At 70.3% G+C, this 20,570-nt stretch carries 20 protein-coding genes; 14 read left to right on the top strand and 6 right to left on the bottom strand.

Annotation, left to right across the window (positions count from 1 at the left end):
• Nucleotides 1-20 precede the first annotated feature (20 nt).
• Nucleotides 21-398, top strand: coding sequence for a VOC family protein (locus VGU03_RS02790; RefSeq protein WP_327478431.1), 378 nt, complete (start codon nucleotides 21-23; stop codon nucleotides 396-398).
• Nucleotides 399-417: 19 nt separating this feature from the next.
• Here VGU03_RS02790 and VGU03_RS02785 read toward each other — a convergent pair whose 3' ends face one another.
• A complete protein-coding gene (locus VGU03_RS02785; RefSeq protein ID WP_327478430.1) occupies nucleotides 418-906 on the bottom strand; it encodes an 8-oxo-dGTP diphosphatase in 489 nt (162 codons plus the stop codon).
• 123 nt (nucleotides 907-1,029) lie between these two features.
• Here VGU03_RS02785 and VGU03_RS02780 point away from each other — a divergent pair, with 123 nt between their 5' ends.
• The 5 genes from VGU03_RS02780 to VGU03_RS02760 all read left to right on the top strand — a co-directional run bounded on the left by VGU03_RS02780 (nucleotide 1,030) and on the right by VGU03_RS02760 (nucleotide 6,378).
• Nucleotides 1,030-1,833 (top strand): phosphodiester glycosidase family protein, encoded by an 804-nt coding sequence (locus VGU03_RS02780; RefSeq protein ID WP_327478429.1) that lies wholly within the window; start codon nucleotides 1,030-1,032, stop codon nucleotides 1,831-1,833.
• A complete protein-coding gene (locus VGU03_RS02775; protein WP_327478427.1) occupies nucleotides 1,830-4,247 on the top strand; it encodes a penicillin acylase family protein in 2,418 nt (805 codons plus the stop codon). Before VGU03_RS02780 ends, VGU03_RS02775 begins: the two co-directional genes overlap by 4 nt.
• The gene (locus VGU03_RS02770; RefSeq protein WP_327478425.1) at nucleotides 4,248-4,571 is read left to right on the top strand and encodes a hypothetical protein; all 324 of its coding nucleotides are present in this window, start codon (nucleotides 4,248-4,250) and stop codon (nucleotides 4,569-4,571) included. It abuts the gene before it with no gap.
• A gap of 16 nt (nucleotides 4,572-4,587) precedes the next feature.
• Entirely contained in the window at nucleotides 4,588-5,013 is a 426-nt protein-coding gene (locus VGU03_RS02765; RefSeq protein WP_327478423.1) for a YciI family protein, read from the top strand.
• A 105-nt stretch (nucleotides 5,014-5,118) separates the two neighbouring features.
• Nucleotides 5,119-6,378 carry an RNA polymerase sigma factor gene (locus tag VGU03_RS02760; protein ID WP_327478422.1) on the top strand — a complete coding sequence of 420 codons (1,260 nt, stop codon included), beginning with the start codon at nucleotides 5,119-5,121 and terminating at the stop codon, nucleotides 6,376-6,378.
• A gap of 35 nt (nucleotides 6,379-6,413) precedes the next feature.
• Here VGU03_RS02760 and dapE read toward each other — a convergent pair whose 3' ends face one another.
• The 3 genes from dapE to dapD all read right to left on the bottom strand — a co-directional run bounded on the left by dapE (nucleotide 6,414) and on the right by dapD (nucleotide 8,915).
• A complete protein-coding gene (gene dapE / locus VGU03_RS02755; protein ID WP_327478420.1) occupies nucleotides 6,414-7,547 on the bottom strand; it encodes a succinyl-diaminopimelate desuccinylase in 1,134 nt (377 codons plus the stop codon).
• Between the two features lie 187 nt (nucleotides 7,548-7,734).
• The gene (locus tag VGU03_RS02750) at nucleotides 7,735-8,091 is read right to left on the bottom strand and encodes a Spx/MgsR family RNA polymerase-binding regulatory protein (protein WP_327478418.1); all 357 of its coding nucleotides are present in this window, start codon (nucleotides 8,089-8,091) and stop codon (nucleotides 7,735-7,737) included.
• Nucleotides 8,088-8,915 (bottom strand): 2,3,4,5-tetrahydropyridine-2,6-dicarboxylate N-succinyltransferase, encoded by an 828-nt coding sequence (gene dapD / locus VGU03_RS02745; protein WP_327478416.1) that lies wholly within the window; start codon nucleotides 8,913-8,915, stop codon nucleotides 8,088-8,090. Before dapD ends, VGU03_RS02750 begins: the two co-directional genes overlap by 4 nt.
• Before the next feature lie 145 nt (nucleotides 8,916-9,060).
• Here dapD and VGU03_RS02740 point away from each other — a divergent pair, with 145 nt between their 5' ends.
• Nucleotides 9,061-10,176: an HD-GYP domain-containing protein gene (locus tag VGU03_RS02740; protein ID WP_327478414.1), complete on the top strand. Its 1,116-nt coding sequence runs from the start codon at nucleotides 9,061-9,063 to the stop codon at nucleotides 10,174-10,176.
• Nucleotides 10,177-10,224: 48 nt separating this feature from the next.
• On the opposite strand, the gene glnD is transcribed toward VGU03_RS02740, so the two are convergent.
• Nucleotides 10,225-12,867 carry a [protein-PII] uridylyltransferase gene (gene glnD / locus VGU03_RS02735; protein ID WP_327478412.1) on the bottom strand — a complete coding sequence of 881 codons (2,643 nt, stop codon included), beginning with the start codon at nucleotides 12,865-12,867 and terminating at the stop codon, nucleotides 10,225-10,227.
• A 149-nt stretch (nucleotides 12,868-13,016) separates the two neighbouring features.
• On the bottom strand, nucleotides 13,017-13,781 hold the full coding sequence (map, locus tag VGU03_RS02730; RefSeq protein WP_327478410.1) for a type I methionyl aminopeptidase: 765 nt from the start codon (nucleotides 13,779-13,781) through the stop codon (nucleotides 13,017-13,019).
• A gap of 315 nt (nucleotides 13,782-14,096) precedes the next feature.
• Here map and rpsB point away from each other — a divergent pair, with 315 nt between their 5' ends.
• The 7 genes from rpsB to VGU03_RS02695 all read left to right on the top strand — a co-directional run bounded on the left by rpsB (nucleotide 14,097) and on the right by VGU03_RS02695 (nucleotide 20,567).
• Entirely contained in the window at nucleotides 14,097-14,981 is an 885-nt protein-coding gene (rpsB, locus tag VGU03_RS02725; RefSeq protein ID WP_327478408.1) for a 30S ribosomal protein S2, read from the top strand.
• Nucleotides 14,982-15,041: 60 nt separating this feature from the next.
• Nucleotides 15,042-15,923, top strand: coding sequence for a translation elongation factor Ts (tsf, locus tag VGU03_RS02720; RefSeq protein WP_327478406.1), 882 nt, complete (start codon nucleotides 15,042-15,044; stop codon nucleotides 15,921-15,923).
• A 314-nt stretch (nucleotides 15,924-16,237) separates the two neighbouring features.
• Entirely contained in the window at nucleotides 16,238-16,960 is a 723-nt protein-coding gene (gene pyrH, locus VGU03_RS02715; RefSeq protein WP_327478404.1) for a UMP kinase, read from the top strand.
• A 63-nt stretch (nucleotides 16,961-17,023) separates the two neighbouring features.
• A complete protein-coding gene (frr, locus tag VGU03_RS02710) occupies nucleotides 17,024-17,581 on the top strand; it encodes a ribosome recycling factor (RefSeq protein ID WP_327478402.1) in 558 nt (185 codons plus the stop codon).
• 211 nt (nucleotides 17,582-17,792) lie between these two features.
• Nucleotides 17,793-18,506, top strand: coding sequence for a polyprenyl diphosphate synthase (uppS, locus tag VGU03_RS02705; protein WP_327478401.1), 714 nt, complete (start codon nucleotides 17,793-17,795; stop codon nucleotides 18,504-18,506).
• Nucleotides 18,507-18,540: 34 nt separating this feature from the next.
• Nucleotides 18,541-19,365, top strand: coding sequence for a phosphatidate cytidylyltransferase (locus tag VGU03_RS02700; protein WP_327478399.1), 825 nt, complete (start codon nucleotides 18,541-18,543; stop codon nucleotides 19,363-19,365).
• A 23-nt stretch (nucleotides 19,366-19,388) separates the two neighbouring features.
• Nucleotides 19,389-20,567: a 1-deoxy-D-xylulose-5-phosphate reductoisomerase gene (locus tag VGU03_RS02695; protein ID WP_327478397.1), complete on the top strand. Its 1,179-nt coding sequence runs from the start codon at nucleotides 19,389-19,391 to the stop codon at nucleotides 20,565-20,567.
• Nucleotides 20,568-20,570: the final 3 nt, after the last annotated feature.

Raw genomic sequence — 20,570 nt, 5'->3', positions numbered from 1 at the left:
ACTCCAGCGAGGCCAAGGCTATGCGAAACCCCGTCGGCTGGTTCGAAATCTACGTGCAGGACGTGCGGCGCGCGAAGGCTTTCTACGAGGCGGTACTCGCCGTAAAGCTGGAAAAGTTGGACGCACCCGACTCTAGTCCGATCGAGATGTGGGCCTTCCCCATGCACCAGGACGGCGCCGGCGCGGCCGGTGCGCTGGTGAAGATGGATGGCGTGCCCTCGGGCGGCAACAGCACGCTGGTCTATTTCTCCTGCCAGGACTGCGCAGTGGAAGCCGGGCGCGTCGCCGCTCGGGGCGGCAAGGTCATGAAGGACAAGTTCTCGATCGGGCCCTACGGCTTCATCGCGCTCGTCGTCGACACCGAAGGCAACATGATCGGCCTGCATTCCATGCACTGATCGCTACAGCGGCCGCTGCTCAAAGGCGGCTGTAGGACCAGGACTGCATCCGGCCCTCCTTGTACGGCATCACGCCATGGAAGGGCCGCGGGTCCTGGTCGAACACCAGCGGCAGGAAGTGGCGGTCGCCCTCCCACATCGGCAGCTCCATCAGCCGCGCACGCGGTATCCATTCCAGCGTGCCCTCGTGGTTGCCGGCCAGGCAGCTGCCCTCGAACGCGTCGACGAGGAAGATGAAACCCAGCCAGTCCTCGCCCCGCTTGCCGAAGCCGGGCCAGTTGAGCGTGCCGCGCAAGCACATGGAGGTGCATTCGATGCCGGCCTCCTCGCGAATCTCGCGGCGCATGCAGGCGGCGATGTCCTCGCCCGGCTCCATCTTGCCGCCCAGGCCGTTGTACTTGCCCAGATGCTGGTCATCCGGCCGCGCGTTGCGGTGGATCATCAGGACCCGTTCGCGGTCGGGCGAGAGCACGTAGCCGAGCGTGGCGACGATGGGGGTGTAGGGCATGGCGGCGGCGCAAGGAAAACGCCAAGTCTAGCGCCCGCGCGCGTCAGTCCCCTGGCTGCATGCGTGAACGCTGCCGCTGCCATGGACTTGCACCGGCCGCGGCCGGGCGGCGACCATCGGGGCATGCCCCCTCTTGCATCACCCCTCTTTCACCTGCGCCGCCTGGCCTGGCTGGCGTTGCCGCTGCTGGCCGCGATGGCCGGCTGCGCGCCGCCGGCCAAGGCGCTCGACGGCGAGGAACGCGCGTTCGAAGGCCAGAACTACCAGGTCGTCAGCATCGACCTGAAGCGCGAGCCGCTGACGCTGCACTGGCGCACGCCGGGCAGCGGCGAGCCGTTCGGCGACATCGAAAACCTGCGCCAATGGGGCCAGAAACAGGGCCGCCGGCTGCTGTTCGCCGCCAACGCCGGCATCTATGACGGCGCCTCGCGGCCGCTGGGCCTGTACGTGGAGGACGGCAGGACGCTGGTGCCGCTGAACCTCGCGCACGGCAACCCCGCCTCGGGCAACTTCTCGCTGCTGCCCAACGGCGTGTTCGCGATCTATCCGGACGGCCACGCGGAGGTAAAGACCAGCGCCGCCTTCAAGGCCGACGGACGCAAGCCGCAGTGGGCCACGCAATCCGGGCCCATGCTGGTCATCGACGGCCAGCTCAACCCCGCCTTCGTGCACGATTCGGGCAGCCTGAAGTGGCGCAGCGGCGTGTGCGCGCGCACGCCGCACCAGGTGGTGTTCGCGGTGAGCGAGGCGCCGGTCAACTTCCATGCCTTCGCGCGGCTGTTCCGCGACGAGCTGGGCTGCCGCGACGCGCTGTTCCTGGATGGCACGATCTCGCAGTTCTACCTCGACGGCGAGGGCTATGCCGGCGCGCCGGCGTTCATGGTCAAGCCCTACGCCGGCATCTTCGCGGTGTTCGCGCCCGAATGAACGGCCGCCGCCTCCGCCTGTGGCGCGGCCTGCTGCTGGCGGCGCTGGTGCTGCTGGCGGCGGCCCTTGCGCTCGCCTGGTACCTGCTCGCCGGCAGCCGCGCACGGCTCGATGGCCGGCTTCGCGTGACGGCCCTCGCCGCGCCGGTGACGATCACGCGCGATGCCGCCGGCAGTGCCACCTTCGATGCGCGAAGCCGCGACGACGCCACCTTCGCGCTGGGCTTCGTGCATGCGCAGGAGCGCTTCTTCGAGATGGATCTGATGCGCCGCGCCGCCGCCGGCGAGCTGGCGGAGCTGGTTGGTCCGGCCGCGCTCGGGAACGACCTGGACATCCGCCGGCACCGCCTGCGTGCCGTGGCGCAGGCGGCCTATGCGGCGATGCCGCCGGCGCAGCGCCACGTGCTGGACCGCTACCGCGACGGCGTCAACGCGGGGCTGGCCGACCTGCGCCAGAAGCCCTGGGAATACTTCCTGCTCGGCGCCACGCCCCAGCCCTGGCGGTCGGAGGACAGCGGGCTGGTCATCGCCGCGATGTACCTGGACCTCAATGGCCAGGGCCACAACACCCGCGAACTGGAGTTGGCGCGCATGCACGCGGTGCTGCCCCCGTCACTGGTCGATTTCCTGCTCGCACCCGATCCGGACTGGGAAGCGCCGCTCACCGGCGGCCTGTCGCACCCGCCGTTGCTGCCCGACGCCTCGGTGTTCGACCTGCGCAAAGGCGCGCCGGCCATGGCGGGCGCCACGCAACCCTCCCGCACGCTCGCGCCCGTGCCGGAGGAGCGCTACCCGGGCAGCAACAGCTTCGCCGTCGCCGGCGCGCTCACCGATACCGGCGCGGCGATGCTCGCCAACGACATGCACCTGCGCCTGCGCGTGCCGGACATCTGGTTCCGCGCGCGCCTGCGCTACCCCGACGCCACCGCACCCGGCGGCGTGCGCGACGCGGTCGGCGTCACCCTGCCCGGCACGCCGGCCCTGGTGGCGGGCTCCAACGGGCAGGTCGCCTGGGGTTTCACCAACAGCTACGGCGACTGGCTGGACTGGGTGCGGATCACCCGCGACGGCGCTGACCCGGCCCGCTACAAGGTGCCGGGCGGCTGGGCGACGATCGAGCGCCATGCCGAGCGCATCCGCGTCAGGGGCGCGCCCGACCGCATGCTGGACGTAGAGGACACCCGCTGGGGTCCGATCCTGGCCAGGGACACCGATGGCACGCCACTGGCCCTGGCCTGGATCGCCCACGACCCGCGCGCCTACAACCTCGGCCTGATGCAGCTCGAGCGCGCACCCAGCGTGGCCGCTGCGCTGGAGCTGGCGCCGACCATGGGCATGCCGCCGCAGAACCTGCTGGTGGCCGACCGCGAGGGCCACATCGGCTGGACGCTCGCCGGCAACGCCGTTCCGCTGCGCGCGCCCGGCAGTGAACCGCAGCGGCCGGCGGACTGGTCGCAACCGGGCAGCGGCTGGCAGGGCTGGGCTGCGCCGGGGCAGTATCCGCGCGTGGTCGATCCGCCCAACGGCCGGCTATGGACGGCCAACAACCGGACGGTCGACGGTCCCGCTCGGGAACTGCTCGGCGACGGCGGCCACGACCTGGGCGCACGCGCGCAGCAGATCCGCGACGACCTGGCCGCGTACGGCATGTTCACCACCGGCAACCTGCTCGACATCCAGCTGGACGACCGCGCGGCATTCCTGACTCCGTGGCAACGCCTGCTGCAGGACACCCTGGCCGGCTCGCGCGATCCGGCGCTCGAGCCGCTGCGCAAGCTCACCGCCACCTGGCGCAACCACGCCTCGCCGGACAGCGTGGACTACCGGCTGGTGCGCGCCTTCCGCGAGCAGGTGCACGCCCTGGCGCTGGCGCCGTTCGTGGCGCGCGTGCAGGCGCGCTATCCGGATTTCTCCTGGCCCTTGGGCGGCGGCAACGGCGAGGCGGCGGTGTGGTCGTTGCTGCGCAACCAGCCCGCGTGGCTGCTCGACCCGCGCTACAGGGACTGGCAAGCGCTGTTGCTGGATGCCGCGCACCGCGAGGTGGCGGAACTGGGCGCGCAGCCCGGCGGCCTGGCTGCACGCCGCTGGGGCGAGGTCAACCGCGCCGGCATCCGCCACGCGTTGTCGCCCGCGCTGCCGGCCTTCCTCGCGCACTTCCTGGACATGCCCGACGACCCGCTGCCCGGCGACGCCAACATGCCACGCGTGGCCGCGCCTGGCTTCGGCGCCTCCGAACGGCTGGCGGTTTCGCCCGGGCACGAGGCGCAGGGGATACTGGAAATGCCCGGCGGGCAGGCGGGCAACCCGCTGTCGCCCTACTACGGCGCAGGGCAGGCCGATTGGGTCCAGGGGCGCGCCACGCCGCTGCTGCCGGGGCCGGTGAAGTGGACGCTGGTGCTTGGGCCGGGCGAGTAGGTGCTTGCGGCGCAGGATCACCAGCTCGCCCCAGATCCCGACCAGCTCGCCCGTGCCAGAATCGCCACCCGTCACGCGCAGGCTCGGTGCGCCACGCTCCATCAACCCCACCAGGCGACAGCGCAGGTCGAGACGGGCGCGCCGCGTGGGCTGGGCTCGCTCTCGCTGGGCTATTTCGACCAGGCGCACTTCATCGGCGACTTCACGCGGCTGGTAGGCCGTCCGCCGGGCGACCATGCCCGGCGCGAAGGGCCGCGCCGGGGCATGTCGAATTCCATCGCGGTGGAGCGTCGTATCAACGCGAGCCGGCGCCCGCCGGCATGAGAGCGGGAGAAGACGTATGCGATGCATGGTGATGGTCCGCGCGACGGCCGAATCGGAGGCCGGCGTGATGCCCAGCCAGCAGCTGCTGGCGCAGATGACGGCGTTCAACGAGGAACTGGTGAAGGCCGGCGTGATGCTGGCCGGCGAAGGGCTCAAGCCCAGCTCGCAGGGCAAGCGGGTGGTCTTCGCCGGCGGCCGCCGCAGCGTGGTCGATGGCCCCTTCGCCGAGGCCAAGGAACTCATCGCCGGCTTCTGGCTGTGGCAGGTGCGCTCGATGGACGAGGCGCTGGAATGGGCACGCCGCTGCCCGGCGCCGTTCGAGGGCGATTGCGCCATCGAGATCCGCCCCTTGTTCGAGGCCGACGACTTCGGCGAGGCCTTCACTCCGGAACTGCGCGCGGCGGAAGAACGCATGCGCGAAGAGCTGGCTGGGAAGATCTGATGCCTGCCTAGCGTCCACGGCCGGCGAAGCCTTCGAGCCCCGACACGCGCATTGCCGGCGGGCTTTCACTTGCCGCCTCCGGCCGGCGATGGTCTGATCGGGGGCATGAGCCGAGCCGACACCCACCGTGCCATCGAAACCGTCTGGCGCCTCGAGGCGCCCAAGCTGGTCGCCGCGCTGATCCGCGTGGTGCGCGACATCGACCTGGCCGAGGAGCTGGCGCAGGACGCGCTGGTCGCCGCACTGGAGCGCTGGCCGACCGCCGGCGTGCCGGACAACCCCGGCGCCTGGCTGATGACCGCGGCCAAGCGGCGCGGCATCGACCTGTTGCGGCACCGCCAGCTGGTCGAGCGCAAGCACGCGATGCTGGACGGCGATCCGGAGCACGAGGCGTTCACCATGCCCAACCTGGAAGCGCTCGACGACGACATCGGCGACGACCTGCTCCGGCTGATCTTCACCGCCTGCCATCCGGCGCTGTCGACCGAGGCCCAGGTCGCGCTCACCCTGCGCCTGCTCGGCGGCCTCACCACCGAGGAGATCGCGCGCGCCTTCCTCGCCGCCGAACCGACCATCGCCCAGCGCATCGTGCGCGCCAAGCGCACGCTGGCCGACAAGCGCGTGCCCTTCGAGGTGCCGCGCGGCGAGGAGCTTTCCGGTCGGCTGGCCGCGGTGCTCGGCGTGATCTACCTGATCTTCAACGAGGGCTATACCGCCACCACGGGCGAGGACTGGATGCGCCCGGCGCTGTGCGAGGAGGCCCTGCGCCTGGGCCGCACGCTGGCCGGGCTGATGCCGCGCGAGAGCGAGGTGCTGGGCCTGCTGGCGCTGATGGAAATCCAGGCTTCCCGCGCCCGCGCCCGCACCGATGCGCAGGGCCGTCCGGTGCTGCTGATGGATCAGAACCGCGCGCTGTGGGACCAGTTGCTGATCCATCGCGGCCTGGATGCACTCGAGCGTGCGCGCAGGCTCGGCGGCGCCGATGGTCCCTACGCGCTGCAGGCCGCGATCGCCGCCTGCCACGCCCGCGCCGCCACCGCCGAGGCCACCGACTGGCCGCGCATCGCCGCGCTCTACGCCAGGCTCGCGCAGGTGGCGCCTTCACCGGTGGTGGAACTCAACCGCGCCGTCGCCGTGGCGATGGCCGAGGGGCCGGCCGCGGGGCTGGCGCTGGTCGATGCGCTGCGCGCGGAACCTTCGCTCGCCAGCTACCACCTGCTTCCGGCCGTGCGCGGCGACCTGCTCGCCAGGCTCGACCGTCCGAGCGAGGCGCGCGCCGAATTCGAGCGCGCCGCCGGGCTTACCCGCAATGCGCAGGAACGTGCGGTGATGCTGCAGCGGGCGGCCGGGTGCATGGCGGGATAAGGCAGCCCTGGCTCTGCTTGCCGCGAGGGCTGCGGCTAGGCCAGCAACCGCTCGCAGATCGCCAGGTAAAGCCCCGGCAACCGCTCCAGCTCATCCACCGCCACGCACTCGTCCACCTTGTGGATGGTCGCGTTGACCGGCCCCAGCTCCACCACTTCGGCCCCCAGCGGCGCGATGAAGCGCCCGTCCGAGGTGCCGCCGCCGGTGCTCTGCTCCGGCTCCACGCCGCACAGGTCCAGGCACACGGCCCGCATGGTTTCGCGCAAGCGTCCGCCGGCGCGGCTCAGGAACGGCTCGCCCGAAAGGTTCCAGTCCAACTGCCAGTCCAGGCCATGGCGATCCAGGATCGCCTCGGCTCGTGCGCGCAGGTCGGCGGCCGTGCTGGCGGTCGAGTAGCGGAAGTTGATCTGCGCCGCCAGCGTGCCGGGAATCACGTTGGTGGCGCCGGTGCCGGCGTTGAGGTTGGACACCTGGAACGAGGTCGGCGGGAAATCGGCATTGCCCTCGTCCCAGCGCGTGGCGGCCAACTCGGCGAGCGCGGGCGCGAAGGCGTGGATCGGGTTGCTGGCCTTTTCCGGATAGGCCACGTGACCCTGCACGCCACGCACGGTCAGCGTGCCCGAGAGCGAACCGCGCCGCCCCACGCGGATCAGGTCGCCCAGCCGCTCCTTCGAGGAGGGTTCGCCCACCACGCACCAGTCCAGCCGCTCGCCACGCGCGCGGAAGGCCTCGGCCACACGACGCACGCCGTCGAGGTTGGCCGGTCCTTCCTCGTCGCTGGTCAGCAGCAGCGCGACCCGTCCCGGATGCCGGGGGTGCGCGGCGACGAAGCGCTCCAACGCCACCACCATGGCGGCGACCGAGCCTTTCATGTCCGCCGCGCCGCGGCCGTACAGGCGCCCATCACGCAGCGCCGGATCGAAGGGAGGCGAGCTCCAGGCATCTTCCGGTCCGCTGGGCACCACGTCGGTATGGCCGAGGAAGACCAGCGTGGGGCCATCGCCGCCATGCGTGACCCAGAGGTTGTCCACTTCGCCATAGCGCAATGGCTCGATGGCGAAGCCGGCGGCCACCAGGCGGCCGGCGATCAGCGCCTGACAACCGGCATCCTCGGGGGTGACCGAGCGGCGGGCGATCAGGTCGCAGGCAAGGTCAAGCACGTCGCTCACAGGATTCTCCAAGCCTTGTCCGAAACCTACGTCCCCACCGGCGTTACCCGATCGGCGTCATTCCCGCGAAAGCGGGAGTCCATTTTGGCCGGGCACTCCAGAGCGCGATGGAGTCCCGCTTTCGCGGGAATGACGCCATATGGAGGAACAGGCGCATGCATGGCCAGCGCAAACGGCATGCCTGTGCTCACCTGCCGAACAGCTTCTTGAAGCCGTTGTCGGTGAAGCCCACGCTCACCGCGCCGTCGTCCTGCGCCACGACCGGCCGGCGCACCAGGGCGGGATACTCTTTCAGCAGCAAGGTCCACTCCGGATCGCTGCCCGGGTTCTTGCGTTGCGGCAACAGGTTGCGCCAGGTGGTGCCGGCCTTGTTGACGAGCTTCTCCCAGCCGCCCAGCTGCTGCGCCCAGGCCTTGAGCGTGGCCGCCGGCACCGGGTTCGCCCGGTAGTCGACGAATGCGTGCGGCACTTCGAAGCGCGCCAGCCAGTTGCGCGCCTTCTTGCAGGTGTCGCAGTTGGGCAGGCCGTATAGCGTGACGCTCACTGCGCGCTCCTCAGCAACTCGTTGATGCCGGTCTTTGCCCGCGTCTTCTCGTCCACCCGCTTGACGATCACCGCCGCGTACAGGCTGTGGCTGCCGTCCCTGGCCGGCAGGCTGCCGGCCACCACCACGCTGCCGGCCGGCACGCGGCCATAGCTGACCTCGCCGGTGGCGCGGTCGTAGATGCGGGTGGACTGGCCGAGGAACACGCCCATGCCGATCACGCTGCCCTTCTCAACCACCACGCCCTCGACCACCTCCGAGCGCGCGCCGATGAAGCAGTCGTCCTCGATGATGGTCGGGTTCGCCTGCAAGGGCTCCAGCACGCCGCCGATGCCGACGCCGCCGGACAGGTGCACGCGCGCGCCGATCTGCGCGCAGGAGCCGACCGTGGCCCAGGTGTCGACCATGCTGCCGGCGCCGACGTAGGCGCCGATGTTCACGTAGCTCGGCATTAGCACCGCGTCCCTGGCGATGTGCGCGCCGCGGCGCACCAGCGCGCCGGGCACCACGCGCGCGCCGAGGCTTTCTAGCTCCATGTCGTTGCCGTGGCCGAAGCGCAGCGGGACCTTGTCGAAGGCCAGCGCCGGACCGCCGTCGACCACGCGGTTGCCGTTGATGCGGAAATACAGGAGCACGGCCTTCTTCAGCCACTGGTTGACCTTCCAGCCGCCCTGCCCGTCCGGCTCGGCCACGCGTTGCTCGCCCGATTCGAGCAGGTCCATGACCTGGGCGAGCGCCGGGCGCAGATGGGTTTCGATCTCGCTCTGGCTGAGCTCGTTGCGGCGTTCGAAAGCGTGGTCGATCAGGGTGTCGATGGCTGGCATGAAAGGCTCGCGGGTGGGGATGGCGCCAAAAGGCAAGTATACGAAGCGACACCCAACCGTGACCGGGTGCTCAAGTTCGGCACGCGCTGGCCGATCTTCAATCGCTCCCGCCAGCCCCTGCGGCGCGCGGGTCCAGGAGAATCCCATGCCACGGCGTCCGATCGACCCGGCCGAACTGACCGTCGGCCAGCCCCTGCGCTTCAACGCCTACGACGCCAGGGGCAAGCTGCTGCTGCCCCTGGGCCAGGTGATCGGCAGCCAGGCGCAGATGGAGAAGCTGCTGCAGCACGGCCTGTTCTACGGCTCCGAAGAAGAATGCCGTGGGCCGTTCCTGCCGCCGGCACCCTCGCCGCTGGCGCTGGTGCGCGAGGCGCGCGAACGGCTGCAGGCGCTGCTGTCCGATCCTGCCCCCACGGATTTTCCCGGCACGCTGGCCGACATCGCCGAGCAGGTGCGCGAGGCCTGCCGGCGCAACCCCGACGTGGCGCTGGCCAGCATCCTGCTGCAGGCCGAGGGGCCCTACGGCGCCCGCCACGCGGTCAACACCGCCATCGCCTGCCAGCTCACCGGCAGTGCGCTGGAGCTGGACGCCACCGAGCTGGCGGCCACCGTCTGTGCCGCCCTGACCATGAACATCGGCATGTTCGGCCTGCACGACGAGCTGGTCGCGCTCGAAGGCCCGCTCTCCGAAGAACAGCAGGCCGCGGTGCGCGCGCACTGCCAGCTCGGCGTGGCGCGCCTGCGCGACCACGGCATCACCAGCGCCGCCTGGCTCAACGCCGTGCGCGACCACCACGAACGCGCCGACGGCAGCGGTTACCCAGGCGGCAAGCGCGGCGAGGAGATCGGCCGACCGGCGCGGCTGCTGGCGCTGGCGGACGTCTATTGCGCGCGCGTGTCCGCCCGCGACTACCGTTCGCCGCTGCAATCCACGCTGGCGCTGCGCTGGCTGTTCCTCAACGAAGGCCAGGCGCTGGACGAACGCCTGACCAGGGCGTTCATCAAGACGCTGGGGATCTACCCGCCGGGCACCGGCGTGCGCCTGCGCAACGGTTCGGTGGCGGTGGTGGTGCAGCGCGGTCCGGCCGGGCACCAGCCGGTGGTGGCCTCGCTCACCACGCACGACGGCCTGCGCATGGGCAGCCCGATCCGCCGCCGCGGCGACGTGGAAGCGCACGCCATCGCCGAAGTGGTGAACCTGGCCGCGCTGGACATCGAGGTCGGCATGGAGGCCTTGTGGGGCGAAGAGGCGCGCGTCTGAGCGCACCGCGCCGGCAGGCGGACGCCGCCGCCAGCACGCAGCCCTGGCTCAGCGCTGCCCCAGCCGGGCCAGCAGGGCCTGGCGCAGGCGTTCCTGCAGAGCCTCGTCCAGCGGCGCGTCGCTGCGGTCGGTGAGCTGGAAGAAATCCTCCACCCGTTCGCCGAAGGTGGCGATGCGTGCGTCGTGCACACGCACCTGCGCCTCGACCATCGCCTGCGCCACGGCGGCGAGCAGGCCGGGCCGGTCGGTACAGACCAGCGCCAGCTGGGTGCGCCCGCCGGCGGCGTGGAAGCCGATCCGCGGCGTCATCTGGAAGTGCCTCAGCTGCCGCGAGGCGCTGCGGCGGGCCGGATGCACCGGCACCGTCTGCGCCAGCGCGCGGGCCAGGCGTTGCTGCAGCTCCTCCGCGCGCGCCGGCGTGGCCGGCTGCTGGGTTTCGGTGTCCAGCAGCAGGAAGGTGTCCTGCGCCATGCCATGTGGCGAGACCAGCACGCGTGCTTCCACCACCGACAGGCGCAGGCGGTCGAGCATCGCCGTGACGGTGGCGAACAGGCCGTCGCGGTCGGGCGTGTAGACGAACAGTTCGGTGGTGCCGCGCACCGAGAGCGGATGCACCGCGATCAGCGGCACGGCGCCGTCCGCGCGCAGGACCGCCGCGGTCTGCCAGGCGATCTGCTCGGGCCGGTGGCGCAGGAAGCTCGCCTGCGGGAAGCCGGCCCATACGCGCCTCACCGTGGCGGCGTCGAAACCGTCCGCCCCGAGCAGCGGCAGCGCGTAGTCCTGGCATTCGCGCACGCGGGTGGCGGCGTCGCGCGGCAGCTCCACGTCGCTGCGCAGCGCGTAGCGGGTGGCGCTGTAGAGGTCGGCCAGCAGGCGGTCCTTCCAGCCGTTCCACAGCTTGGGGCTGGTGCCGATGATGTCGGCGATGGTCAGGAGATAAAGCTGGCCCAGCTGTTCGCGGTTCTCCACCACCTCGGCGAAGCGCGCCACCACGTCCGGGTCGGTGATGTCCTGGCGCTGCGCGGTCACGCTCATCACCAGGTGGTGGCGCACCAGCCAGGCGACGCGTTCGACGTCGTTGGGCGGCAGGCCGAGCTTCGTACAGAACGCGCGCGCCTCCTCCTCGCCCAGCACCGAGTGGTCGCCGCCGCGGCCCTTGGCGATGTCGTGGAACAGCGCCGCCAGCAACAGCACCTCGGGCGTGGGCAGCGTGGGCCAGATCTCGCAGGCCAGCGGGAACTGCGCCTGCGCGGCCGGATCGGCGAAGCGGGCCACGTTGTGCAGCACGCGCAAGGTGTGCTCGTCGACCGTGTAGACGTGGAACAGGTCGTACTGCATGCGTCCGAACACGCAGCCGAAGGCGGGCAGGATCGCCGCCAGCAGGCCATGGCGGTTCATGCGCCACAGCGCATCCACGGCGCGCGCGCCGTGGCGCAGCAGGCGCAGGAACGCCGCCAGCACTTCGCGGTCGTCGGCCAGCGCGCCGTCGTGCAGCGCGGTGGCCTGGTGGATGCGGCGCATGGTCTGTGCGGTGAAGCCGACGATGCCCGGCTCACCCAGGCGCGCGACGAAGGCCTCCACCAGCGCGGCCGGCTCACGCACGAACAGCTCCGGATCGCGCGCCGCCAGCCGCTTGCCGTAGCGCAGGAAATGCCGGCCGACCGCCACCGGCGCCTGCGGCGGCTCGAGCATCTCCTCGAAGCGCTCGACGATCTGCACGCCCAGGCGCTCGACCTGGCTGGCCGCGCGGTAATAGCCCTGCATGAACTGCTCCACGCCCAGGTTGGTGGCGTGCTCGTCGACGAAGCCCAGCCGCGCGGCCAGCGCGCGCTGGTAGTCGAACAGCAGCCGCTCCTCGGCGCGACCGGCCTCCAGGTGCAGTGCGTAGCGGTAGCGGCGCAGGGTGGCCTCGGACTGCTCCAGCGTGACGCGCTCGGCCGGATCGAGCAGGCCCTCGCCGGCCATCGCCTCGAAGCCGCCGGCATGCGCCAGGCGCTGGCCGAGCCAGCGCAGCGCGTCGAGCGTGCGCAGGCCGCCGGGTCCTTCCTTGAGGTTGGGCTCGAGGTTGTAGGCGGTGTCGTCGAAGCGCGCGTGGCGCGCATCGCGTTCGGCCAGGCGCACGGCGAGATAGGCGGCCGGCGGCCACAGCGCCGGGTCGTCCACGATCGCGCGCAGCTCCGCGTCCATCGCCGGGTCGCCGGCCAACCGGCGCGCGTCGAGCAGGCTGGTGAATACGCTCGCCTCCTGCGTGGCGAGGGCGCGGCACTGCAGCGGATCGCGCACCGCATGCCCGACCTTCAGGCCCACGTCCCACAGCGTGGCGAAGCACTGCTCGAGCGCGCGCAGGCGCGGCGGCTGCGCTTCGCGCACCAGCGCCAGCAGGTCGACGTCCGAATGGGGGAACAAAAGGCCGCGGCCGAAGCCGCCGACGGCGAACAGCGCCGCGCCCTCGGCTTCGCCCAGGCAGGCGGTCCAAACATGGGCGACGACGCGCCCGACCGCTTCGCCACGGCGCCTGGCCAGCGCGCCGGCATCGGCGCCGTCGCGGAAGGCGGTGGCGAGCGCGCGGTCGATGTCCTCCAGGAGCTGGCGCAGCGCATGGCGCGCCTCCACCGACACGCCCGAGCGCGGAACGGCGGGCGGCAGACGGGGTAGCGGGGGCAAGGCAACCATGGCCTGGGCGAGGTTCATCGGCTCATCCGCGATCCGGCTCCCACTCCCCCGACGGCGTCACCGTTGGGGGAGTGGGCTGGGAGAGGGGCTCTCAGGCAAGGCGAAAGGCCTCCCCCTCACCCCAACCCTCTCCCCCGAGCGGAGCTCGGGAGAGAGGGAGCAAAACGTCAGGCGTCCGGCCAGGGCGTCAGGATCTCGAAGCCGTCGTCGGTCACCGCCACCGTGTGCTCCCACTGCGCCGAGAGCGAGTGGTCCTTGGTGACCACCGTCCAGCCGTCCGGCAGCTGCCGGGTCTGCGGCTTGCCGGCGTTGATCATCGGCTCGACGGTGAAGGTCATGCCCTTCTTCAGCTCCACGCCGGTGTCGGGCTTGCCGTAGTGCAGCACCTGCGGCTCGTCGTGGTAGATCTTGCCGATGCCGTGGCCGCAGTACTCGCGCACCACCGAGAAGCCGGCCGCCTCGGCGTGTTTCTGGATCGCGTGGCCGATGTCGCCCAGGTGGGCGCCCGGGCGCACCTGCTCGATGCCGCGCATCATCGCCTCGTAGGTGGTGTCCACCAGGCGCTTGGCCAGCACCGAGGGCGCACCCACGAAGTACATGCGGCTGGTATCGCCGTGCCAGCCGTCCTTGATGACGGTGACGTCCAGATTGATGATGTCGCCGTCCTTGAGCACCTTGCCCGGCGTAGGAATGCCGTGGCAGATCACGTGGTTGACCGAGGTGCACAGGGTCTTGGGAAAGCCGTTGTAGCCCACGTTGGCGGGTACCGCCTTCTGCACCTTGACGATGTGCTCGTAGGCGATCCGGTCCAGATCCTCGGTGGTGACGCCTGGCTTGACGTGCTCCTTGAGCAGCGCCAGCACTTCGGCCGCCAGCTTGCCGGCGACGCGCATGCCTTCGAGGTCCTGGGGAGATTTGAGGGTGATGGCCATGGAATCCGCTTCGGAGGGCGCGGCGGTGCCGTAAGGCCGGCAGCTTGCCGCGAAGCCGGCGCGCCGGCTACAATTACACGGTTTTGCAAGCCGTTGAAGGCCTTCGAGAAGGTCCGCGGCGCAAGACGAAACGGGATTGTAGCGCCCATGCGCTGCCAAGCCCAACCAACGCCACACACGCATCGGCACCGCCTTCGGGGTGCCGCGGGCCGTCTTCACGGGCCGCGGTCGAAGCCGGGGATGCGTGGAGGTCCCAACCCCCGGGCCCTGCCGTTATCCAACACGGCTTACGGCCCAACAATCAGGAATACCACCATGGCTCAAGTCACCATGCGCCAGATGCTCGAAGCTGGCGTGCATTTCGGTCACCAGACCCGCTACTGGAACCCGAAGATGGCTCCGTACATCTTCGGCGCGCGCGGCAAGATCCACATCATCAACCTCGAAAAGACCCTGCCGCTGTTCACCGACGCGATGAACTTCCTGTCGGGCCTGGCGCAGAAGCGCGGCACCATCCTGTTCGTCGGCACCAAGCGCTCGGCCCGCGAGCCGCTGGCCGAAGAGGCCGCCCGCGCCGGCATGCCCTTCGTCACCGCCCGCTGGCTGGGCGGCATGCTGACCAACTTCCGCACCGTCAAGCAGTCGGTCGCCCGTCTGAAGGAGCTGGAAGCGGCCGAGACCGACGGCTCGTTCGAGAAGCTGGTCAAGCACGAAGTGCTGGCCCTGCGCCGCGAGCGCGACAAGCTGGAGAACTCCCTCGGCGGCATCAAGAACATGAACCGCCTGCCCGACGCGCTGTTCGTGGTCGACATCGGCCATGAAGACATCGCCGTGCAGGAAGCCAAGAAGCTCGGCATCCCCGTGGTCGCGGTCGTTGACACCAACTACAACCCGGAACTGGTGGACTACGCCATCCCGGGCAACGACGACGCCATCCGCGCCATCCAGCTGTACGCCCGCGCCGCCGCCGACTCGATCCTGGAAGGCAAGGCTGCCGCTCCGGACGCCGCCCACGGCGACGCCAACGAGTTCGTCGAACTGGACGAGGAAGGCAACCCGGTCGCCAAGGACGAGCGCAAGGCCGCCCCTGCCCGTCGCGAGCGCGACAGCCGCGGTCCGGCCAAGAAGGGCGCCGGCGCGCCGCGTCGTGACGGCGGCCGTGGCCGCGGCGGTCGCGAGCAGACCGAGTCCGCCGAGTAAGCCTTTCACGCTGCCGTGGCGGCCCGCCCGCCACGGCACACCCAGATTCGAGGATTTCAGATGAGCAATATCTCCGCACAACTGGTCAAGGAGCTGCGCGAGCGCTCCGGCGCCGGCATGATGGAATGCAAGAAGGCGCTGGTCGAAAACAACGGCGACATCGACGTCGCCATGGAATGGCTGCGCAAGTCCGGTCTGGCCAAGGCCGACAAGAAGGCCAGCCGCGTCGCCGCCGAAGGCCGCATCGTCGCGGCCTACAAGGACGGCGCCGCCGTGCTGGTCGAGGTCAACTGCGAGACCGACTTCGTCACCAAGAACCCCGACTTCGTCAAGTTCAGCGACACCGTCGCCGACGTCGCGCTGAAGTCCGGCGCCACTGACGTGGCCGCGCTGAACGCCGCCGCCTACCCGGGCGCGGCCAGCGTGGAAGAGGCCGCCAAGGGCCTGGTCGCCACCATCGGCGAGAAAATCGAAGTGCGCCGCATGGCCCGTGTGCAGACCGACGGCAAGATCGGCAGCTACATCCACGGCGGCCGCATCGGCGTGCTGGTGGCGCTCAAGGGCGGCTCCGAGGAACTGGCCAAGGGCGTGGCGATGCACGTGGCGGCGATGAACCCGCCGTACGTGCGTGCCGAGGACGTGCCGGCCGACTTCATCGCCAAGGAAAAGGAAATCGCGCTCAGCCAGATGTCCGACAAGGACAAGGCCAAGCCGGCCGAGATCCTGGAGAAGATCATCTCCGGCAAGATCAACAAGATCGTCTCGGAAGTCACCCTGCTCGGCCAGGCCTATGTGCTGGACACCAACACGACCGTGGGCGAGGCGCTGAAGAAGGAAGGCGCCGACGTGCAGCAGGTCGTGCGCCTGGCGGTCGGCGAGGGCATCGAGAAGGTGGAAGAGGATTTCCACGCCGAAGTGATGAAGCAGGCCGGTCTGGCGTAAGCGCCGCGCTCGGTTTTGCTTGAAGGGGCCGCGGGAAACCGCGGCCTTTTTTGTTGGCGCGCCCGGCACGTGAGCCTACCCCGCGAACGCGGGGGAAGATGCCGGCCGGCGGATGGGGCGCTTTTGGGCGCGATGCCTGGCCCTTACTCGCGCCATCCATGGCGCTCGCCCTTCCGGCCTACCCCCGTGGCACGGGGAAGGATCGAGTGAGCCCGCGAACCCACATTGCGCATGAACTGCAGCCGCGTCACGCCTGCCGGCCACACCATGCTCCCGCTACAATGTGGCGGTTTACCTTTCAATCCGGAGACCCCATGAGCGACCAGCCCAAGTACCGCCGCATCCTGCTCAAGCTCTCCGGTGAAGCACTGATGGGCGAGGCGGACTACGGCATCGACCCCAAGGTGATCGGCCGCCTGGCCATCGAGATCATCGAGGTGCGCAAGGCCGGCGTGGAAGTGGGCGTGGTGATCGGCGGCGGCAACATCTTCCGTGGCGCAGGCCTCGCCGCCGCCGGCATGGACCGGGTCACCGGCGACCACATGGGCATGCTCGCCACCGTGATGAACGCGCTGGCGATGGCTGACGCGATCGAGAAGCGCGGCGGCTACGCGCGCGTGATGAGCGCGATCCAGATCCATGACGTCTCCGAGGATTTCATCCGCCGCCGCGCCATCCGCCACATCGAGAAGGGCCGCATCGCGCTGTTCGCCGCCGGCACCGGCAATCCGTTCTTCACCACCGACTCGGCCGCCGCCCTGCGCGCGGTGGAGATCGGCGCGGATCTCCTGCTGAAGGCGACCAAGGTCGACGGCGTCTACACCGCCGACCCCGCACGCGACGCCAGCGCCACCCGCTACGAGCAGCTCACCTACGACGAGGTGATCCAGCGCAACCTGCAAGTGATGGACACCGCCGCCATCGCCCTGTGCCGTGACCACGGCATGCCGCTGCGCATCTACGACATGACCGTGCCGGGCAACCTCATGCGGATCATGCAGGGCGAATCGGTCGGCACGCTGGTCACGGCCGGCTGACCGGGCCGGTGGCGCGCTCGCGCTGCTATACTCGCCAGCTTCACGCAACGCCGGGTGATCCCCATGCTCAACGACATCAAGACCGATGCCCAGACCCGCATGGGCAAGAGCATCGACGCGCTCAAGCACGACCTGACCCGCCTGCGCACCGGCCGCGCCAGCACCGCGCTGGTGGACCACATCAAGGTGCCCTATTACGGCTCGGACATGCCGCTGAACCAGGTCGCCTCGGTGTCGCTGGCCGACGCGCGTTCGATCCAGATCTCGCCGTTCGAGAAGAGCATGGTCGGTCCGATCGAGAAGGCGATCATGGCCTCCGACATCGGCGTCACGCCGACCACCGCCGGCACGGTGATCCGCCTGAACATGCCGCCGCTGACCGAGGAGCGCCGCAAGGAGCTGGCCAAGCACGTGGCGCACGAGGGCGAGAACGCCAAGGTCGCCATCCGCAACATCCGCCGCGACGCCATGCAGAAGGTCAAGGACCTGCTCAAGGACAAGCAGATCAGCGAGGACGAGGAGCGCCGCGCCGACGACGAGATCCAGAAGCTGACCGACCGCTTCGTCAAGGAAGTCGATGCCGTGGTCAAGGCCAAGGAAGACGAGCTGATGGCGATTTGAGCGGCATCCCGCTCGTCGCCATGACCGCCCCCGCGCGCCCTCAGCCTGCTCCCTCTCCCCTCCGGGGAGAGGGCCGGGGTGAGGGGCGGTTCTTGCGAAAGACCTCCGCCCAGGCCCGCACGAGCAAACTCCTCCGCGAGCCCCGGCCCCTCATCCGACCCTTCGGGCCACCTTCTCCCCGGAGGGGAGAAGGACTTAGTCGCGCACACTCATGACCATCCCCCGCCACATCGCCATCGTGATGGACGGCAACGGCCGCTGGGCGAAGGCGCGCCTGCGACCGCGCAGCTTCGGCCACAACGCCGGCCGCAAGGCGGTGCGTGAAGTCGTGGAAGGCTGCCTGCGCCAGGGTGTGGAGGCGCTCACGCTGTTCGCCTTCTCCAGCGAGAACTGGCGCCGTCCGGACGAGGAAGTCGGCGCCCTGATGGAATTGTTCCTGCGCGCGCTGGACAAGGAGGTCGACGAGCTGCACGAGCAGGGCGTGCGGTTGCGCTTCATCGGCGACCTCGCCGCGTTCAACGCCCCATTGCGCAAGCGCATGGAACTGGCGATGGCGCGCACCGCCGACAACCTCAAGCTAGCGCTCAACGTGGCGGTCAACTATGGCGGCCGCTGGGACATCGTGCATGCCGCGCGCCAGGCGGCGATTGCCGTCGCCCAGGGCGAATTGCGCATCGAGGACATCGACGAGGCGCGCTTCGGCGGCTATACCTGCCTGGCCGAACTGCCGCCGCTGGATCTTTTCATCCGCACCGGCGGCGAGGTGCGCGTCAGCAACTTCCTGCTCTGGCAGATCGCCTACGCGGAGCTGTATTTCACCGATACCTTGTGGCCAGACTTCGACCAGGCATGCCTGGCCCGTGCCATCGAGGACTTTGCCCGTCGGGAACGCCGCTACGGGCGTACCGGCGAGCAGATCGCCTGATCCGTATGATCGGGCGATAACCGAAGGATCCTCGATGCTGCTCAAACGCACCCTCACCGCCGTCCTGTTCGCGCCCGTAGTGATCTTCGTGGTCCTGCTCTCGCCGACCTGGTTGCTGGCGCCGATCGTCGCGCTTGCCGTGCTGGCCGCACTGTGGGAATGGGCGCGACTTTCCGGCTTGCGCAGCCGTCGCACGCGGGGCGTACTGCTCGGCGTGACGTTGGCCGTGCTTGCGCTGCTGTGGTGGCTGCGCGCCTCTCCGCTTTGGCCATTCATGCTGGTGGTCGGCGTGGCCTGGTGGGCTCTGGCGTGCCTGTGGCTGAACCACTTCGCGTTCGCCGCCGCGCCCACCGCAGAGAACCGCAACCTCAAGCTGCTGGCCGGCGCCTTCGTGCTGTTGCCGGCGTTCGTCGGCCTGCTGACCATCCATGGCAGCGAACCGCCCGGGCATTGGCACTGGTGGACGTTGCTCGCCCTGCTCATCGTGTGGGCGGCCGACATCGGCGCTTATTTCAGCGGGCGCTTCCTGGGCAAGCGCAAACTCGCGCCGAACATCAGCCCGGGCAAGACCTGGGCCGGCGTGTACGGCGCATTCGTCGCCGGTGCGCTGGTCACCGTGATCGGCGGATGGCTGCTCGGCGCGACCGGTTGGCGCCTGCTCGGGCTGGCGCTGCTGGCGGTGTTCACCGTGGCCGCTTCGGTGGTCGGCGACCTGGTCGAGAGCCTGATGAAGCGCCACGCCAAGGTGAAGGATTCGGGCCGCATGTTCCCCGGCCACGGCGGCCTGCTCGACCGCATGGACAGCGTGTTCGCCGCGGTGCCGGTGTTCGCGCTGGGCAAGCTGCTGCTGGGCCTATGAGTACGGTGCCTGCAACTGCCCAGATGCCCAGACGCGTGGCCGTGCTGGGCGCCACCGGTTCGATCGGCGGCAGCACGCTGGACGTGATCGCCCGCCACCCACAGCGTTTCCGCGCCAGCGTGCTGGTGGCCCACCGCAACGTCGAGGCGTTGGTCGCGCTGTGCGCGACGCACCGGCCGGAACTGGCGATCATCGCCGACCCGGCACTGGAAGCCGCCCTCGCCCGCGGGCTCGCCGCCGCCGGCGTGCGCTGCGAGGTGGCCAGCGGCGCCGGGGCGATCACCGCCGCGGCGGCGGGTCCGCTGTGCGACACGGTGGTGGCCGCCATCGTCGGCGCCGCCGGGCTGGAATCGACGCTGGCCGCCGCGCGCGCGGGCAAGCGCCTGTTGCTCGCCAACAAGGAATCGATCGTGATGGCCGGCGAGCTGCTGCTGGCCGCGCTGCGCGAGGGCGGCGGCGTGCTGGTGCCGGTCGACTCCGAACACAATGCGATCTTCCAGTGCCTGCCCGGGGGCCGGCCCGAGCTCGATGCCAAGGGCGTGCGGCGGCTGATCCTGACCGCTTCCGGCGGCCCGTTCCGCGGCAGGAGCCGCGCCGAGCTCGCCGGCGTCACCCCCGAGCAGGCCTGCAGGCATCCCAACTGGGTGATGGGCCGCAAGATCTCGGTCGACTCGGCAACGCTGATGAACAAGGGCCTGGAGGTCATCGAGGCGCACCACCTGTTCGGCGCCGCGCCCGAACGCATCGAGGTGGTGGTACATCCGCAGAGCATGATCCACTCGATGGTCGAGTACGTCGACGGCTCGGTGCTGGCCCAGCTGGGCAATCCCGACATGCGCACGGCGATCGCCCACGCGCTGGCCTGGCCGGAGCGCATCGAGGCCGGCGTGGCCCCGCTGGACCTCACCGCCTGCGCAGCGCTGGCCTTCGAGCAGCCGGACCTCCAGACCTTCCGCTGCCTGGCGCTTGCCTTCGCGGCTCTGCGCGAGGGCGGCGACGCGCCAGCCATGCTCAACGCGGCCAATGAAGTGGCAGTGGAAGCCTTCCTGGCCGGCGCGTTGCCGTTCCTCTCGATCGCCGACCTGGTCGAGGGCGTGCTTGCGGAACTGCCGCCCCAGCCCGTGGTCGATGTCCCGACCCTGCGTGAACGCGATGCGCAGGCGCGTGCCGCCGCGCGACGCAAGTTGCGCACGGCTTGCTGATAA

Source organism: Frateuria sp. (assembly GCF_035944355.1).
In the GTDB taxonomy this organism is placed as follows: Bacteria; Pseudomonadota; Gammaproteobacteria; order Xanthomonadales; family Rhodanobacteraceae; genus Frateuria_A.
Note: the sequence above shows the minus strand (reverse complement) of the source record. Positions and strands in the feature narration are given on the sequence as shown.

Excerpts from the sequence above, each read along its gene's own strand:
- VGU03_RS02790 (WP_327478431.1), top strand. The coding sequence starts at position 21 with ATGCGAAACCCCGTCGGCTGGTTCGAAATCTACGTGCAGGACGTGCGG.
- VGU03_RS02785 (WP_327478430.1), bottom strand. The coding sequence starts at position 906 with ATGCCCTACACCCCCATCGTCGCCACGCTCGGCTACGTGCTCTCGCCC.
- VGU03_RS02780 (WP_327478429.1), top strand. The coding sequence starts at position 1,030 with ATGCCCCCTCTTGCATCACCCCTCTTTCACCTGCGCCGCCTGGCCTGG.
- VGU03_RS02775 (WP_327478427.1), top strand. The coding sequence starts at position 1,830 with ATGAACGGCCGCCGCCTCCGCCTGTGGCGCGGCCTGCTGCTGGCGGCG.
- VGU03_RS02765 (WP_327478423.1), top strand. The coding sequence starts at position 4,588 with ATGCGATGCATGGTGATGGTCCGCGCGACGGCCGAATCGGAGGCCGGC.
- VGU03_RS02760 (WP_327478422.1), top strand. The coding sequence starts at position 5,119 with ATGAGCCGAGCCGACACCCACCGTGCCATCGAAACCGTCTGGCGCCTC.
- dapD (WP_327478416.1), bottom strand. The coding sequence starts at position 8,915 with ATGCCAGCCATCGACACCCTGATCGACCACGCTTTCGAACGCCGCAAC.
- VGU03_RS02740 (WP_327478414.1), top strand. The coding sequence starts at position 9,061 with ATGCCACGGCGTCCGATCGACCCGGCCGAACTGACCGTCGGCCAGCCC.
- glnD (WP_327478412.1), bottom strand. The coding sequence starts at position 12,867 with ATGAACCTCGCCCAGGCCATGGTTGCCTTGCCCCCGCTACCCCGTCTG.
- map (WP_327478410.1), bottom strand. The coding sequence starts at position 13,781 with ATGGCCATCACCCTCAAATCTCCCCAGGACCTCGAAGGCATGCGCGTC.
- rpsB (WP_327478408.1), top strand. The coding sequence starts at position 14,097 with ATGGCTCAAGTCACCATGCGCCAGATGCTCGAAGCTGGCGTGCATTTC.
- tsf (WP_327478406.1), top strand. The coding sequence starts at position 15,042 with ATGAGCAATATCTCCGCACAACTGGTCAAGGAGCTGCGCGAGCGCTCC.
- pyrH (WP_327478404.1), top strand. The coding sequence starts at position 16,238 with ATGAGCGACCAGCCCAAGTACCGCCGCATCCTGCTCAAGCTCTCCGGT.
- frr (WP_327478402.1), top strand. The coding sequence starts at position 17,024 with ATGCTCAACGACATCAAGACCGATGCCCAGACCCGCATGGGCAAGAGC.
- uppS (WP_327478401.1), top strand. The coding sequence starts at position 17,793 with ATGACCATCCCCCGCCACATCGCCATCGTGATGGACGGCAACGGCCGC.
- VGU03_RS02700 (WP_327478399.1), top strand. The coding sequence starts at position 18,541 with ATGCTGCTCAAACGCACCCTCACCGCCGTCCTGTTCGCGCCCGTAGTG.
- VGU03_RS02695 (WP_327478397.1), top strand. The coding sequence starts at position 19,389 with ATGCCCAGACGCGTGGCCGTGCTGGGCGCCACCGGTTCGATCGGCGGC.